Source organism: Acidiferrimicrobium sp. IK, from assembly GCF_025499425.1.
Taxonomy (GTDB): Bacteria; Actinomycetota; Acidimicrobiia; order Acidimicrobiales; family Palsa-688; genus Acidiferrimicrobium.
Genome location: NZ_JAIMCB010000001.1, coordinates 128789 through 144996, shown reverse-complemented (window position 1 = coordinate 144996; position 16208 = coordinate 128789). Strand labels below are relative to the sequence as shown.

Sequence of the window (16208 nt, the reverse complement as noted above, 5' to 3'; positions counted from 1 at the left end):
GACTTACGCCCCTGTCGGCGCGCCCGGCCCCGGAGAGATCATGGCTGCAGGGACCTGACGATGGAGAAAGTAGGGACCAATGGCTCAGGGCGACGAGCAGACGACAGTGATCAGCGCTCTCTGGCCTGACGAGTGCATGGATCTCATCAGCACCAGCGGCGTAGGGCGGTTCGTGTTCAGCTCCGAGCGGGGACCGGTCGCGCTGCCGGTGCACTATGTGGTGGTCGACGGCGACGTGTACTTCGCGGCCCGCCGCGGCGGCAGCATCGAGGCCGACCTGCCCGACGCGCCCGTCAGCTTCGAGGTCGACGACCTCGATCCCGGCGCCCCCGAGCGCTCCGAGGAGTGGAGCGTCCTGCTCACCGGACGGGCTCGCGCCGTCGACGACCCGGAGCTTCTCCGGCGCCTGGAGGAGATCCGGCCCTCCGAGGGCCAGCAGCCACCGGTGTGGGTCCGCTTCGTGCCGATCGAACGCTCCGGGAGACTGTCGGTGGCGAGGGCCGTGTCGACCCGGATCGTCACGTGACGGCGACGACCGGCGGCGATTCGCTGGTGGTGGGCGTCGACGGCTCCCCGTCGAGCGAGGACGCCCTCGGCTGGGCGTGCCACGAGGCCGTCCGCCGCCCGGCGGAGGTGCTCGCGGTGTTCGTTGCGCCGGCCTACGTCGATCTGGACCCCGACACCCTCGGACCGGCGGTCACCGGCGAGGGCAATCGGGCGCTGGCGGAGGCGCGCGCCGCGACCACCACCGCCGTGGTCCACCGCCTGGTCCGCTGCGGGCCGGCCGCCCCGGTCCTGCGGATGCTGGCCGTCAGGCGGGGAGCGGCGATGCTGGTCGTCGGGCGGGGCGGCGCCAGCGGCTTGGGGCGCCTCGTCGTCGGGTCGGTCAGCGACGCTTTGGCGCAGGATCCTCCTCAGCCGCTGGCCGTGGTGCCGGCCGGCTACGCCAACGCGGCACGAGCGAAGGTGGCCGTGGTCGGGGTGGACGGGTCGGCGCACGCCGACGCGGCGCTGCGCTGGGCGGCGACGCGCGCCGCGGCGACCGCCAGCCGGGTCCGGGCGGTGCTGGCCCGCGACGGCGGCGACCGCCACCGCCCCCCGCCCGACGCCCGACTAGACGCCGTCCTCGCCGGTCTGGACCCCGCGCTGCGGGCCTTGGTCGACCCGGCGGTAGTGCAGGGCACCCCGGCCGACGCCCTCTGCCACGCGGCCGGCGACGCCGACCTGCTCGTGGTGGGCACCCGGGGACTGGGCCCGCTGCGCCGGCGGGTGCTCGGATCCACCAGCCGGGCTGTGCTGCACGGCTGCCGCGTGCCGCTGGTCATTGTCCCCTCCGCAGTGACGCCCGACGCCGACCGCTCCTCCGCCCTCGCCGGCCGGGACGCGACCGGAACCGGGGTCAGCCGCTGACGGGTACGTGCCAGCGGAGAAGCGCTCCCCCTTCGGGGACGGTCTCCAGTTCGAGCCCGCCGCCGAGGCGCTCGGCCCGGGTCCGCATGTTGCGCAGGCCGTGGCCGCCGGAGTTGCGGGCCGCTTCTTCGGTGATCCCGACCCCGTCATCGGCGACCTGCAAGGTCAAGGTCCGGTCCCGGACGCCGACCTCGACCGACACCCGCCCTGCGCCGGCGTGGTGAACGACGTTGGAGATGGCTTCGCGCAGCACCGCCAGCAGCGCCTCGGCGGTCGTGTCGTCGACCACCGCGTCGACCGGCCCGTCGAAGGTCACCTGCGGCTCGGATCCGAGGATCCGGCCCGCCTCTCGGGTCAGCTCGAGGACCGACGAGCGCACCCCCGAGCCCCGGTCGTGGCGAGCGTCCTCCAGACCGAAGATCACCGTGCGGATGTGACGGATGGTGACGTCGAGGTCGTCGACGGCGGCGGTCACCCGCTGCAGCGCCATCGGGTCGTCGATCATCCGGCTGGCCCCGTGAAGCGACATGCCGGTGGCGAAGAGGCGCTGGATGACCGAATCGTGCAGGTCCCGGGCGATGCGCTCCTGGTCTTCCAACACCGCGAGACGCTGGCGGTCGCGCCGGGCCCGGTCGCGGTCCAGCACCACACTGGCCTGCGCGGCGAAGCTGCGCACCATGTCCAAGTCGGCTGCGTTGAACGGCGGCCGGCCGGTCGAGCGGCACACCGCCAGCGTCCCGAACGGGCGGCCACCGGCGGTGAGCGGGGTCCACACCGCGGGGCCGATCAGCCCCCCCTGGACCTGCGGCTGGCGGCTGCGGTGGTCGCTCGACGCGTCCTCGAGGACGATGGTCTCTCCGTGCTGGAGCACCTCCCCGGAGATGGTCCCGGCGATCGGGAACCGGTCACCGATGTCGCCTTGCGCCAGCGAACCGTCGACCACCTCGATGGCCAAGCTGACCCCGTCGGGTTGCGGCAAGGCGACGGTGGCCAGCTCGGCGTGGAGCAGCACCCGGGCGTGGCGGGCGATCAGGTCCAGGCTCTGGGCCCTCCCCAGACCGCTCAGGACCGCCCCGGCGACCTCCTGCATCGCGGCCAGGGCCGCTTCGCGCTGCAGTACCTGGGCGAAGAGACGGGCGTTGTCGATGGCGACACCGGCAGCCGACGCCAGGCTGAGGGCCAGCGCCTCGTCTGAGTCGCTGAAGGTCCCCGAGCCCACCTTGTCCGCCAGGTACAGGTTGCCGAACACGTCGCCGCGCACCCGGACCGGGACCCCGAGGAACGACCGCATCGGCGGGTGATTGGGCGGGAACCCGACGCTGTCGGCGTGGTCGGTCAGCTCCGCCAGCCGCAGCGGCTTGGCGTCGCGGATCAGCGAGCCGAGCAGGCCGAGCCCTTTGGGCAGGTGACCGATCCGGCTTCGGTCCGCTTCGTCCAGGCCGACGGTGATGAACTCGGCCAGCTGCTCCCCCCGCTCGTCGAGCACACCGAGCGCGCCGTAACGGGCCCCGACGAGGTCGACGGCGGCCTCGACCACCTTGCGCAGGACCACCGCCAGCTCCAGGTCCGAGGTGACCGAGGTCACCGCGTCGAGCAACCGGCGAAGCCCCCGCGGGTCTAGGTGCTCGCTGTCCATGCCAGCACCTTAAATCCGATGCGGTGGAGCAACAAACAATGCCCGGTCCCGACCGGGTGGCGACCTTCGCCTCTAGCCCGCCGGTGCTCCTTCACCGTCCAATGGGGACGCCGACGCGCGACGAAACGGAGGAGCCGGTGCCTGTTAATGCAACGCCCGCACCCCGAGCGCCTTCACCGTCGGGTCCGGCGGAGCCCGGTGACGCCGCCGCAACCGTCGAACTGCCCGACGGGACGGTGGTCTGCGTCCGGCCCATCACCCCCGCCGACGTCGCCGCCCTAGTCGAGTTCCACGAGCATCTGAGCGCCGACACCATCTACCGCCGCTACTTCGCACCGCACCCGCACCTGGCGGCGTCCGAAGCCGAGCATTTCTGTGTGGTCGACGGTTACTACCGGTATGCGCTGGCAGCAACCCTAGACGGCGAGATCATCGGCGTGGCGCGCATGGAACGCCTCGATCCGCCGACCCGGGCGGAGGTCGCGTTCCTCCTGACAGACCGCTTCCAGCACCGCGGCCTGGGCCGGGTCCTGGCTGAGAGGCTGCTCGACGCGGCCCGGGCCCGGGGCGTGCAGGAGGTCATCGCCGACACGCTGTCGGACAACTACCCGATGATCCACCTGCTCGCCGACCTCGGCTACCCGGTGGCCTACACCAGGGATCAGGGGATCATCCGGATCACCTGTCAGCTCCCGCGACCGCCGGCGCAAGGAGCGCCGGTCTGAGCAGCCGGCCGGCTACCGGCCCGGTCCAAGGTGCCCGCAGGCCCACGCCCTCGGGACCTTCGGCCCTGACGCCCCCATGGCGGCGCCCAGCAGGATGGAAGTACCGCAAGGGAGGACGCAATGGACTGGCGCCGATGGGTTGGTGCGAAGCACCGTGAGGATGAGGTTGTCACCGAGGCCGCCAGGCTGATCGACGGGACTACCTACGACGCCAACTTCGGCAGCGGGCGCTACGTCCGCCCGTGGACCGTGGTCGGGGCTTTGGCCCACTGCGACCTCGGCCGCCTGGCCCAGCTGCGCACCCTGCCGCCGTCGACCCCGACGCAGAGCTGGCGCGCCACCTTGGCGTACCTGGCCACCGAGCTGGCGACGAAGGCCTCGACGGCATCCGACCTGGCCCGCCTGCAGCGCGAGGTCCTGGTGCCGCTCGAGCTGGAGCTGCTGGCCCGGGGCAACGGGTGGATGTCGTGCCCGAGCGAACTAATCGACCTCTTCTCGGGGGAGCTGGCCAGCTATCAGCGCCGTTCGGGGGGATAGCGATGGTCCCCGACGTGCCGCTCACCACCGGCCTGGAAGAGCTCAGCGAGCGCCAGTGCCTCGAGCTGCTCGAGTCCCAGGATCTCGGCCGTTTGGCGGTCGTATTCCAGGGGCAGCCGGAGATCTTCCCCGTCATCTACGCCCTCGACGCGACCGGAGCGATCGTGTTTCGCACCTCCGACGGCACCAAGCTTTCGTCTGCGCTCAACCGGCCGGTCACCTTCGAGGTTGACTGGGCCGACCGCGACGCGCACGACGGCTGGAGCGTGGTGGTCCACGGCGTCGCCCACCACACCGAGACGATCAGTCACGGCAGCCGCCGTCTGGCCACCTGGCTGCCCGGCCGCAGCTACCTGGTCCGCATCACGAGGACGTCCATCACCGGACGCCGCGTGCCCGAGACCACCGATCCACGAAGGAGACGTGATGATCACCACCGATGAGACCACCGCCGATGAGACCACCGCCGATGAGACCACCACCGACAGCGCCGGCCTCCGCCATCGGCCCCACGACCTGACCGTGGAGGTCACCACCGAGCAGGGTGCCCGCTGCATCCACGCCCGCGGCCGCCTCGACTGGGTTACCGTCGACCGGCTTCGCCCAGCTCTGGCCACCTGCCGGGGCGAAAGCGACGTGGTCCTCGACCTGGGCGAGGTGGAGTCGCTCGACTCGGCCGGCACCGGCCTGGTCTTGTCGTCGATCGCCCGTCACACCGGCGCGGGCGGCGCGATGGCCCTCGTCGCCCGGCACCCGGAGGTTCGCCAGGTGCTGCTCGCGGTCGGCGCGTGCGACGTCGCGCCGCTGTCTTCCAGCGTCGACGAAGCCTGCGGACGGCTGCCGTCGGCCGCCGCGAACCCGCCCGCGTAGGAGCTGATCGGCCCCCATCTGCGTCGCGTCGTCCCGGAATGTCGGGACCTACGGCCCTAGGAGAGCTACGCCGGACCTGTCCATCCTTGAGCGTCCGGCAATGCCTGGGAGGGCTAAAGCGATGATGATGGACCGAGCGGCGCTGGTCGCTGCGCTCAACTTGAACGGCAAAGGCCACTTCGTCCACTGGACGTGGTTCACGGTGTCGGTCGCCAACTTGGTGGTGATCCTCATAATGATGGCGCTCTTCGGGGCGGCGCTGATCCTTCCGTTCCCCGGCCACAACCGCCGGGCGTCGCACACCGGCCCGGCATCGGGCCCCGGCGCCGACGGGAACGGCGATGCCCCCGCCGCCCGGGCCGTCGTCGATCCCGGCGACCCGGAGGACCAGGCCATGTGGACCGCCCGGATCCGGCGCCGGGCGCTGAGGGTGCTCCCGCCCGGCAAGCTCCTCCCCGACCGGCAGCCCGCCTACGTAGCGTCGTGGATCTACATCTTCGGGGTGGCGACCATCGCCGCGTTGGCGGTGGTCATCGCCTCCGGCACGGCTATCGCTCTCGGAGGCCCGGACTGGTGGAAGACCAACCCGGTCGGGCACTTCCTAAACAGCGTCCATCTGTGGTCGGTCGAGATGTTCATGGCCTTCATGGTCATCCACCTGTGGGGCAAGTTCTGGATGGCCGCGTGGCGAGGCCGCAGGGCGCTGACGTGGATCACCGGCGTCGTCGCCTTCATGGCCTCGATCGTCGAGTGCTTCACCGGATACCTGTCGCAGCAGAACTTCGACGCCCAGTGGATCGCGACCAACGGCAAGGACGCCATCAACACCACCGGGCTCGGCGGGTTCTTCAACCTGTTGAACTTCGGTCAGATGCTGATGTGGCACATCGTGCTCATCCCCCTCGTCCTCATCGCCCTGGTCGGCGCCCACGTGCTGATGGTCAGGGTGCGCGGCGTGGCCCACCCCCTTCCTCCGACCAGGATCCGCGACAAGGCCGCCCGGCGGGCCGCCCGCGCCGCTGACGCCGCGGAGTGGCGGGGCCCGACGCGCCGTTATGACATCGTCAAGGAGGCCACCGTGGCCACCGCGATCTGCCTGGCCCTGGTGCTAGCCCTCGCCGGGTTCCTGTCCTCGCCCAACGAGCCGGCGGTCTCCATGGCCACGTGGGCCAAGGTGGCGCCCGACGACTTCCTCGCCACCGCCGCCTCGGAGCTGGGCTTGCAGAGCCCGATCTCCACCTACGGGCAGCCCTACAACAGCGGCTCCGACGGCGTGCAGCGCCTGGGTATCTCCTGGCAGTCGCTGGCCGGCGTGCACATCCCGATCAACCCGGCCGCGGCCTTCGTGGTCAACCCGTTGACCGCCGAGTCGGCAACCACCCCGGCCCTCCGGGCGGCGCTGGCGACGTGGAACTCGGCGTCGGCCAAGCAGCAAGGAGACTGGAGCCAGGCGTACATCACTGGCGTCGCCAAGGTCACCTTCAACGGCGATACCCCCGTCCTCCCCGCCGGGAACTACGGGCCGGTCGCGACGATGATGACCAGCGAGCTGGCGATGGCCCGAAGCGGCGGCCTGGACGCCGCCTTGATCAGCGGCCAGACGTTCTACGGCACCAACTACACCAAGCCGCTGCTGTTCCTCGCCGACGGGCAGTACTACTCGAACCTGGCGGCCTCGCAGCACCTCACCGGTGACCAGTGGGGCGTGACCAACGAGACCGGCAACTACCCGGGTCAGCCGTGGCTCTGGCTGTTCCAGCTGTGGTACCACACGCCGGGCATCAAGAACTCGACCAACATCGACCTGATCGCCATCTACCTGACCGGGGCGGCGACGATCCTGCTGCTGGCCATACCTTTCGTGCCCGGGCTGCGCCGCATCCCCGAGCTGGTCCCGGTGCACCGCCTGATCTGGAAGGACCAGGAGGGAGGCAACGGCGACGGTGACGGTCCCGACGGTCACCTGCGGACCCCGGTCGCGCCGCCCGCCACCGAGACCCAGGCACCCGGGCCCGAGGCGCCAGCCGCGACCTGACCGCGGCCTGAGACCGCGACCTGACGGTCCCCTCGTCCCCTCATCGGGCGCCCAGCGCCCGATGAGGGGCTTTGGACCCTGGCGCGCCACCCTTCCGGGTTGCGACTGTTGGTCTATGACGATGTCCACCCCACCACGCAGGAGCCGGCGATGATCCCCGAGACGATGAAGGCTGCCCTGGTTCGCCAGTTCGGCTCCGACCTCACCGTCGAGGACCGCCCGGTGCCGACCCCGGGTCCCGGAGAGGTGCTCATCAGGGTCGAGACCTGCGGCATCTGCCACACCGACCTGCACACCGTGCAGGGCGCGTGGTCGCCCCAACCAGCGCTTCCGTTCGTCCCCGGCCACGAGGCGGTGGGACGGGTAGCGGCCAAAGGACCGGAGGTCACCTACCTCCACGTCGGCGACCGGGTGGCGGTGCCGTGGCTCGGCTGGGCCTGCGGGCGCTGCCACTACTGCCTGACCGGCTCCGACGTCCTCTGCCGGCAACGCCGGCACACCGGCTACGACCTCGACGGCGGCTTCGCCCAGTACATGACCGCCAACGCCGCTTTCGTGGTCGGGGTCCCGCCTGGCATCGACCCGCTCGACGCCGCGTGCTTGTCGTGCGCGGGGGTCAACGCCTACAAGGCGGTCAAGGTGGCCGGGAGCGCCAGCTCGCAGCTGACGGCGGTGTTCGGCGTTGGCGGCGTCGGCCACCTGGTCATCCAGTACGCCCGCATCGCCGGCGCCGAGGTCGTCGCGGTCGACATCACCGGGCCGAAGATCACCCTGGCTCGGGAGCTGGGGGCCAGCCACGCGGTCCACAGCGGCGACGCCGACCCGGTGAAGGCCATCCAGCGGCTCGGCGGCGCCGACCAGGCGGTGGTCACCGCGGCGTCTCCGGTGGCGGTCGAGCAAGCCCTGGCGTCCCTCAAGGCGGGCGGGACCCTGGTCCTCGTCGCCATGCCCCCGGAGACCGCACTCGAACTGCCGGTGTACGACGTCGTGCGGGACGGCATCGCGGTGGTCGGCTCTCCAGGCGGCAACCGGGCTGACCTGCAGGAAACCTTCGCTCTTCACACCCACGGGCGGACCCGTCTGGTCCACCAGGCCCGCGGCCTGCACCAGATCAACCAGGCGCTTCGCGAGCTGGAGGCTGACACCGTCCCGGCCAAGCTGGTACTGGAGTTCCGTTAGACCCCCCGCAAGTGATGTTCGGCCCTACGCGGGCCTTCGCTCGGGGGTCGATGATCGAGACGTAGGGCGACACCGAGCGTGTCGCCACGACGAAAGCGGAAAGGACGAGGTCATGGCGACCAAGCGAGAGGGAACCGAAGCTGCCATGCCGACCACTGACGGCCGGCGGGGCGCGGCGCAGGCCGACCGGGCCGGCGGGCAGTGCCACGACCCCTACGACGAGACGCCCTCCGGAGCGCCGGGCGCCCCGATCGCCGTCCCGGACGCGACCGGCTGCCACGACCCGGTGGACGAGTCGGCGTGGGTCCCGGCCCGCCCGTGACCGGCGTCGTTGAAAGATCCCGAAGCGAAGGACCGACGACGATGAACGAGGAGCACGACGAAGGCAGGCGGCCGGTGGTGGTAGGCGTCGACGGCTCCCCCGACAGCGACCTGGCCCTGCGATGGGCGTGCGACGAGGGCCGCCGGCGGGGCGTCGAGGTCGTCGCGTTGACCGTGGTTCCGGTGTACCCGGCGATGGCCGCCCCCGACGGGCCCGCCGCGGTCACCGAGGCGGAGGCGATCCTCCGAGCGTCCCTCGAGCGGGTCGCGTCGGGCGGTTTGCCGGTGCGGGCCGCGCTGGTGTGCGCCCCGCCCGCGCCGGGCCTGCGCTCCGAAGCCGAACGGCTCGACGCCGCCTTGGTCGTGGTCGGGCGGCGGGGCGCCGGGCGCTTCAGCCGGATGCTGGTCGGGTCGGTCAGCACCGCGCTGGCCCACAAGCCGGGCCGTCCGCTGGTGATCGTCCCCGGGCCCGAGCCGCTGCCCCCCACCGGCGCCCGCCAGCGCATCCTCGTCGGCGTGGACGGCTCGCCGGCGGCCGCCGCGGCGTTGGTGTGGGCCACCCACGAGGCCGAGGTCTCCGGCGCCACCCTCGACGTCCTCTACGCCAGCACCGAGCCGGTCTGGGGCGTCACCGACCGCCAGCCGCTGGTCGACGACGGCGCCCTCGGCCGCCCCACCTTGCCGGAGCTGCACCAGACCCTCGACGCGCTGCCGGCGTCGTGGCGCCACGAGGTTGACGTGCGGGTGGCCACCGGCGACGCCGGCACGCTCCTGTTGCGCAACAGCACCGCCTACGACCTGGTGGTGGTCGGCGCTCCCCGGCCCGGCAGCCTGCGCCGGAGGGTGTTCGGGTCGGTCAGCCAGTCCCTGGCCCGCCACTGCCCGGTCCCGGTCGCGATCATCCCCGCCGGCGTGACCGCCCGCGAGCCGGGCGACCTCCGCCTGGCCGCGGTCGGCTGAGCCGGCAGCCCAGCACGCACCCCGCCCCCCGAACCCCGAACCCCAGACGCGCAGAAGGAGCCGGCCCGGGGGGGGTAGACCGGCTCCTTCGCGAGTGGCATCAGGTCCAGTTGGGGGGATACCGGCCTGTGCAAGACCCAGTATGCCGGATCTCCCAGTATCTTTCAACCATATATCGTCGATGCTTGGCATCTCTGCTGACGATGGCGAGCGGGTGGCGGAGCTCCCCGCCGGGGCCCGCCGACCCCGGGCCGTCAGGTCGGGTCGGCGGCGTCGGGGGCCGGCGGGGCCAGGGCGACCTTGAGCTCCCGTTTGAGCACCTTGCCCGACCCGGTCTTGGGCAGGGCGTCGGCGAACGACACGCTGCGAGGGACCTTGTAGCTGGCCAGGTGCTCCCGGGCGAACGCCTCGACGTCCGCCGCGGTGACGCCGTCTCTGGCCGGGACCACCACCGCGTGAACCCGCTCCCCCCAGTCCTCGTCGGGGAGACCGAACACCGCCACCTCGTACACGTCGTCGCTCTGGTCGATGGCGGCCTCGATCTCGGCGGGGTAGATGTTCATCCCCCCGCTGATGATCATGTCGTTCTTGCGGTCGGCGATGTAGAAGTAGCCGTCCTCGTCGAAGTAGGCGATGTCGCCGACGGTGTGAAAGTCGCCTCGCCGGTCGGCCTCGTATTTCTCCTCGGCCTTGTAGTACGTCGAGAACATCGACGCGGCCCGGACGTAGAGCTCGCCGGTCACGTGGGGCTCGGTGACCTCGACGCCGTTGGGGTCGAACAACTTGACCTCCACCGCCGGCGCCGGCTTGCCGCACGACCCGGGCTTGCGCAGGTGGTCCTCGGGGCCGAGGACGGTGTCCACCCCGAGCTCGGTGGAGCCGTAGACCTCCCACAGCGAGTCGGGCGGGAAGTCGGCCATGTACAGCTTCTTCAGGGCCAGGGTCCACGGCGCGGCGTTGGCGATCATCCGGCGGATGGTGGAGCGGTCGTAGCGGTCTTTCACCTCCGCCGGCAGATGGCAGATCATCCGGATCGGGGTGGGAGCGGTGAAGCTGGTGGTGACCTTGTAGGTCTCTACCAGGCGCAGCCAGTCCTCGGGGTCGAACTTGTGCTGCACGACGATGGTGTTGCCGAGGGCGTGGGCGATCATGGCGAAACCGCCGGGGCCGGAGTGGTAGAGCGGCCCGGTGGTCAGGTAGACGTCGTCGGGGGTGTAGCCGATCAGGGCGACCAGCCCGCCGACCTGCTCGGGGTTGGCCGCGCCGGGGCGCACCGCCCCCTTGGGCCGTCCGGTGGTGCCCGACGTGTAGATCATGGTGGCGCCGACCTCGCCGTCGTCGGCCTCTCCGGCGCCGGGGGCGACGACGGGCGCCGCGGTGACCGGGAGGGCGTCGAGCCTGGCTTCCAGGGCGCCGTCACCGTCGAACACCAGCACCTCGCGGACCTTGGGCGTCTGCGCCCGGATCGCGTCGATCAGCGCCCGGTACTCGGCGTCGACCCACACGATCTCGGCGTCGCTGTTGTCGACGACGTAGGCCGCCTCCTCCGGGGTCAACCGGTAGTTGAGCGGCACCCCGACCGCGCCGCTCCTGCGGATGCCGTGCACCGCGACCAGCAGGCCCGCGGAGTTCTGCCCGCACCACACCACCTTGGTGCCGGGGCCGGCGCCGAGGCCCGACAGGAGGTGGGCCACCTGGTTGGCGCGGGCGTCGAGCTGGGCGAAGGTGTAGGTGACGGTCGGCTGGCCGGGGCGGTCGTCGATGACCGCCGGCTTGGTGGGGGTGGTCTCGGCGTAGACGGCCAGGGTGTCGCTCACCGGGCGACCTCGCCGGCGCCCGGGTGCGTCCGGGTCACCCTCGGGTGGTGGTCGTGCCTCGATCCTTGCATGCATCCCCCTGAAGCGTGCTGTCGTGAAGCGACGATCCTGCCATGTCAGGCCCGGGTGGTGGCCCAGGGGGCGCCCCGCTGCGGGTCGGGCTCGCCAGGGAGGCCGAGGACCCGCTCGGCGATGATGTTGCGCTGCACCGCCCAGGTGCCCCCTCCGATGGTCAGCGCAGGCGAGAAAAGGAAGCCGTAGTGCCAGATCGGGCTGATCTCCTCGCTACGGCCCCGGGGGTTGACCGAGGTCGGCCCCTCCGCCGCCCGGCCCTCCAACCGGCCGGCCGGGCCGCTGCCGGCGAGCATCCCCGCCGCCCCCACCAGGTCCTTGGCCACCGCCATCAGGTGCTGGCCGTGCTCGTCGGCCAGCAGCTTTTGCACCGACACCTCCGGCCCGGGGGACTTGCCGGCCAGGCGGGCCGACAAGCTGCGCAGGCGGATCAGGCGCAGCACCTCGCTCTCCGCGAACAGCGCGGCCAGGCGCTGACGCTGGAGGGGGTCACCGACGCCGCCCGCGTCCCGGACCAGGCGGAGGAGGTCCTCCGCGGTCGGGCCCATCCCCCACAGGGCGCCCCCGCTCGACAGCGACACCCGCTCGTTGGCCAGCGTCGCCTTGGCCAGCCTCCACCCGTCGCCGGGCTGCCCGACGATGGCGTCGGCCGGCAGGCGGACGTCGTCGAAGAACACCTGGTTGAACGAGTGCGCGGTGGTCATGTCGATGATCGGGGTCATCGAGATCCCCGGGGCGTCCATCGGGCAGATGAAATACGAGATGCCGCGGTGCTTCGCCACGTCCGGATCGGTCCGGGCGATCAGGATCCCGAAGCGGGAGTGATGGGCGCCGCTGGTCCAGATCTTCGAGCCGTTGACGACCCACTCGTCGCCGTCGCGCTCCGCGCGCGTCGCCAGCGACGCCAGGTCGGAGCCGGCGTCGGGCTCGGAGAACAGCTGGCACCAGATCTCCTCGCCGGCCAGGGCAGGGGCGAGGTACCGCTGCTTTTGGGCGTCGGTCCCGGCCAGCAGGATGGTCGGCGCGGCCCACCCGATCCCGATCGGGTTGAGCGGCCGGCGGACCCCGGCCCCGGCCAGCTCCTCGTCGATGATCAGCTGGTACACCGGGTCGGCGTCGAGGCCCCACGGCGCCGGCCAGTGCGGCACCACGTAGCCGGCGGCGACCAGCTGGCGGGCGCTGGGCGAGGGGTGCGCGGCGAGCCACGCCCGCACCTCGAGGCGGCGGGGGTCGTCGGGGGGCGCCAAGTCGAAGTCCACGCCTGAGGTTCTACTCCGAGAATTCGAACCGGACACCCCGCGTCGCACCGATCGGCAGCGCGAAGGCGTCCTCGTCGTCGCCGGCCTCGGTGCCGACCCCCCGGGTCTGGAAGTACCGGCGGGCGTCGTCTAGGTCTCGCACCTGGAACACGGTGGAGCGGATGCCGTCGCCGTAGCGGGCAAGGTGGTCGCCGATGCGTCCGGGGCCGGTCGGGGCCAGCAGCTCGACGACGGTCCCGCCGAGGTGCAGGCCCACCACCGACGCACCCGGGCCGGCCCGCTGCGCCTGGTAGGCCGGCTCCGCCCCGAGGAAGTCCCGGAAGAACGCGGCGGCCGCGGCCAGGTCGCCGACCGCCACCGACCACCGCTTGAGGCCCACGTAGCCGATCGGGTGGGCCGCGAAGTGCGCCGGCGCCTTGAGCTGCTCCATCCACGTCGGGTTGGGCGAGGAGTGAAAGTTGCCCTCGTAGAACTCGAACGCGATCCCGAACGCCTCCCCCGGGTGGACGTGGAACGCCACTCCCAGCTCCCTGATGACCCGCAGCCCCTGCGCCCGGGCCGCCCGGCGGGCGTGGTCGATGTCGGGCACCTCGAACTCGATGCCCACGTAGTGCGGGCCGTAGCGGGCGTTGAGCAGGAAGTGGCGGGGGGCGAACACCTCGAAGAGCGTCCCGCCGATTGTGACCAGGCTGGCGAGCCACTCCTCCGAAGGCAGGTTGGTGTTCAAGCGGGCCCCGAGCAGGTCCATCAGCTGGCCGTTGCTGGCGGACAGGTCCTCGGCCACCAGGTTGATGTGGTTCATGTGCAGGGGGCTGACGGCGCCGGTCATGCCGGTACCGTACTTCAGATTGGTTGACGTCAACGTCGAAACCTGCCAGCCTTGCGCCACCGAACATGGGGGACCTGAATGAAGCTCAAGCGTTACAAGGCAGTGGCCAGTCTCACGGTGGCCGCGGCGGTCGTGGCCGGCTGCGGCAGCTCGTCGAGCACCAACTCGTCGGCCGCGACGGCGGCGAGCGCCACCACCGGCGCCGGGCCGGCCGCCGGCTCGGGCGGCGCCGACAAGGCCAAGGTGTACACCATCGGCGTCCTCGCCGACGAGACCGGGCCGGGCGCGTCGGCCAACAAGAGCTTCCTGCAGGGCGCGCAGGCAGGCATCGGCATGGAGAAGGCGGACGGCTGGAAGTTCAACTACGTCGTCGGCGACACCGCCACCTCGCCGGCCACCGCCTTGACCGCAGCCCACCAGCTGGTCGACCAGGACCACGTCGACGTGGTGCTCGTCCAGTCGGCGGTCGCGTTCGGCGCCGCGCCGTACCTGACCAAGCAGGGCATCCCGGTGGTCGGCGTGGCCCAAGACGCCAACGAGTGGCTGCCGTCGAAGAACATGTTCTCCGACTTCGGGTTCCTAAACGACACCGTCGTCACCCAGACCGCCGGGAAGTTCTTCAAGCTGGTCGGGGCGACCAAGGTCGGGACGCTCGGTTACAGCATCTCGCCCAGCTCCGCCGACTCGGCGCGCGCCGCGGCCATTTCCGCTCAGGCCGCCGGCCTGGCCGCCCCTTACGTGAACCCGCAGTTCCCCTTCGGCAGCACCAACATCGCCCCCGAGGCGCTAGCCATGAAAAACGCCGGTATCGACGCCCTATACGCCAGCGTCGACCCGAACACCGGCCTCGCGCTGATCAACGCCCTCCGCCAGCTGGGTGACAGCCCGAAGGCCCCGTACCTGGCCACCGGCTACGGCGGCGACCTCCTCCAAGCCGGGCCGGCCGGCGAGCAGTCGGCGCAGGGGGTGTACTTCACGACGTCGTTCGAGCCGATCGAGATGAACACGCCGGCCACCCAGAAGTTCGCGGCCGCCCTCAAAGCCGTCGGCGTGACCACCGAGGCCACCTACGGGGAGTACAACGGCTACGTGTCCACCGCCCTGCTCGCGCAGGGCCTGGCCGGGGCGGGGAGCAACGAGACCAAAAGCTCGCTGATCGCGTCGCTGTCGGGCATCACCAACTTCGACGGCGCCGGCCTGCTCGGCACCCACACCCTGGACCTGTCCAACCGGCAGGCCACCGCCGGGGGCATCGACGGCTGCTCGTACTTCACCCAGTTCGAGGGGACCACCTTCCACCTGGTGGCGGGAGCGGACCCGCTGTGCGGTTCGGTCATCCCGGGCAAGGTCGCCGGCTCCTCGTAGCGGCAAGCCGCAGAGCAAACCCCGGGCCGCCTATCGTCGGCGCATGCAGTGGACCGACGATCACGACCGCTTCCGCCAGGCGGTCCGGGGGGTGCTCGACCGGGAGGTCCAGCCGCATGTCGACGAGTGGGAGGCGGCCGGGATCTTCCCCGGCCACCAGCTGTTCAAGGCGCTCGGGTCCGCTGGCCTGTTCGGTCTGGAGTACGACCCGGCCGACGGCGGGCAGGGCGCCGACCACTCCTACACGGTGATCCTCGGCGAGGAGCTCGGGCGGGTCGGTTGCGGCGGGATCCCGATGGCCATCAGCGTCCAGACCGACATGGCCACCCCGTCCCTGGCCCGCTTCGGGACTCCCGAGCTCAAGGCCGCCTACCTGGCCCCCGCCCTGCGGGGGGAGATGGTCGCGTCGATCGCGGTCACCGAGCCCGACGCCGGCTCCGACGTCGCCGGTCTGCGGACCCGGGCGGTTCGCGACGGCGACGAGTGGGTGATCAACGGCTCCAAGCTCTACATCACCAACGGCACCCAGGCCGACTGGCTGTGCCTGCTGGCCCGGACCTCCGACGAGGGCGGATCCCGGGGGATGAGCCAGATCGTGTTCCCGACGTCGACGCCGGGTTTCAGCGTCAGCCGATCGCTTAAGAAGCTCGGCAACCGCAGCTCCGACACCGCCGAGCTGTCGTTCGTGGACGCCCGGGTGCCGGTCGCCAACACCATCGGCGAGATCGGACAGGGGTTCCGCCAGCAGATGCGCCAGTTCCAAAACGAGCGGATGATCGCCGCGTACTCCGCGGTCGGCGCCATGACCGTGGCGTTGGAGAAGACCGCCGCCTACCTGAAGGAACGCAAGGCGTTCGGGCAGCCGCTGCTCGCCAACCAGTACCTGCAATACAGCCTGGCCGAGCTGTCCGCCGAGGTGGACATGCTCCGCCACTACAACTACGCGTGCGCTGACGCCTACCTGCGCGGCGAGGACACCACCCGCTTCGCGACCATCGCCAAGCTCAAGGCCGGGCGCTTGCACCGCAAGGTGGCCGACACCTGCCTGCAGTTCCACGGCGGCGCCGGCTACATGGAGGAGACCTGGGTGTCGCGGTTCTTTCGCGACGGGCGCTTGTTGTCGATCGGCGGGGGCGCCGACGAGGTCATGCTGCGGGTGATGTCGGTCCTCGACGGTTTCACGGCCTGACCCG

General features: G+C 71.5%; 16 protein-coding genes. 12 read left to right on the top strand and 4 right to left on the bottom strand.

The genetic code is table 11. The features are described from left to right. Positions 1–79: 79 nt before the first annotated feature. Positions 80–526, top strand: a complete 447-nt coding sequence (locus K6U06_RS00685; protein WP_262319957.1) for a pyridoxamine 5'-phosphate oxidase family protein — start codon at positions 80–82, stop codon at positions 524–526. After that, positions 523–1410 carry a universal stress protein gene (locus tag K6U06_RS00680; protein ID WP_262319956.1) on the top strand — a complete coding sequence of 296 codons (888 nt, stop codon included), beginning with the start codon at positions 523–525 and terminating at the stop codon, positions 1408–1410. Before K6U06_RS00685 ends, K6U06_RS00680 begins: the two co-directional genes overlap by 4 nt. Here K6U06_RS00680 and K6U06_RS00675 read toward each other — a convergent pair. Beyond that, positions 1400–3046: a GAF domain-containing protein gene (locus K6U06_RS00675; protein WP_262319955.1), complete on the bottom strand. Its 1647-nt coding sequence runs from the start codon at positions 3044–3046 to the stop codon at positions 1400–1402. The genes K6U06_RS00680 and K6U06_RS00675 overlap by 11 nt on opposite strands. A 137-nt stretch (positions 3047–3183) precedes the next feature. On the opposite strand from K6U06_RS00675, the gene K6U06_RS00670 reads away from it, so the two are divergent. From K6U06_RS00670 to K6U06_RS00635, 8 genes are all read left to right on the top strand, one after another. Continuing rightward, on the top strand, positions 3184–3771 hold the full coding sequence (locus tag K6U06_RS00670) for a GNAT family N-acetyltransferase (protein ID WP_262319954.1): 588 nt from the start codon (positions 3184–3186) through the stop codon (positions 3769–3771). A 120-nt stretch (positions 3772–3891) separates the two neighbouring features. Next, positions 3892–4308, top strand: a complete 417-nt coding sequence (locus tag K6U06_RS00665; RefSeq protein ID WP_262319953.1) for a hypothetical protein — start codon at positions 3892–3894, stop codon at positions 4306–4308. Positions 4309–4310: 2 nt separating this feature from the next. Continuing rightward, positions 4311–4751: a pyridoxamine 5'-phosphate oxidase family protein gene (locus tag K6U06_RS00660; RefSeq protein ID WP_262319952.1), complete on the top strand. Its 441-nt coding sequence runs from the start codon at positions 4311–4313 to the stop codon at positions 4749–4751. Then, positions 4735–5178 (top strand): STAS domain-containing protein, encoded by a 444-nt coding sequence (locus K6U06_RS00655; protein ID WP_262319951.1) that lies wholly within the window; start codon positions 4735–4737, stop codon positions 5176–5178. The genes K6U06_RS00660 and K6U06_RS00655 overlap by 17 nt, the downstream gene beginning before the upstream one ends. Before the next feature lie 100 nt (positions 5179–5278). Next, complete coding sequence (locus K6U06_RS00650; RefSeq protein WP_262319950.1) at positions 5279–7213, top strand: cytochrome b; 1935 nt, start codon at positions 5279–5281, stop codon at positions 7211–7213. A 99-nt stretch (positions 7214–7312) separates the two neighbouring features. Then, on the top strand, positions 7313–8392 hold the full coding sequence (locus tag K6U06_RS00645; protein WP_262319949.1) for an alcohol dehydrogenase catalytic domain-containing protein: 1080 nt from the start codon (positions 7313–7315) through the stop codon (positions 8390–8392). 112 nt (positions 8393–8504) lie between these two features. Further along, positions 8505–8714, top strand: coding sequence for a hypothetical protein (locus K6U06_RS00640; protein ID WP_262319948.1), 210 nt, complete (start codon positions 8505–8507; stop codon positions 8712–8714). 41 nt (positions 8715–8755) lie between these two features. After that, positions 8756–9673: a universal stress protein gene (locus K6U06_RS00635; protein WP_262319947.1), complete on the top strand. Its 918-nt coding sequence runs from the start codon at positions 8756–8758 to the stop codon at positions 9671–9673. 254 nt (positions 9674–9927) lie between these two features. Here the strand turns inward: K6U06_RS00635 and K6U06_RS00630 are convergent, their stop codons facing one another. From K6U06_RS00630 to K6U06_RS00620, 3 genes are all read right to left on the bottom strand, one after another. After that, positions 9928–11490 (bottom strand): class I adenylate-forming enzyme family protein, encoded by a 1563-nt coding sequence (locus K6U06_RS00630; RefSeq protein WP_262319946.1) that lies wholly within the window; start codon positions 11488–11490, stop codon positions 9928–9930. 116 nt (positions 11491–11606) lie between these two features. Next, positions 11607–12821 carry an acyl-CoA dehydrogenase family protein gene (locus K6U06_RS00625; RefSeq protein ID WP_262319945.1) on the bottom strand — a complete coding sequence of 405 codons (1215 nt, stop codon included), beginning with the start codon at positions 12819–12821 and terminating at the stop codon, positions 11607–11609. 10 nt (positions 12822–12831) lie between these two features. Next, positions 12832–13650, bottom strand: coding sequence for a VOC family protein (locus K6U06_RS00620; RefSeq protein ID WP_262319944.1), 819 nt, complete (start codon positions 13648–13650; stop codon positions 12832–12834). A 78-nt stretch (positions 13651–13728) separates the two neighbouring features. Between K6U06_RS00620 and K6U06_RS00615 the strand changes: the two genes are divergently transcribed. Continuing rightward, positions 13729–15015 carry an ABC transporter substrate-binding protein gene (locus K6U06_RS00615; protein WP_262319943.1) on the top strand — a complete coding sequence of 429 codons (1287 nt, stop codon included), beginning with the start codon at positions 13729–13731 and terminating at the stop codon, positions 15013–15015. A 43-nt stretch (positions 15016–15058) separates the two neighbouring features. After that, positions 15059–16204, top strand: a complete 1146-nt coding sequence (locus tag K6U06_RS00610; RefSeq protein ID WP_262319942.1) for an acyl-CoA dehydrogenase family protein — start codon at positions 15059–15061, stop codon at positions 16202–16204. The last annotated feature ends 4 nt before the right edge of the window (positions 16205–16208 follow it).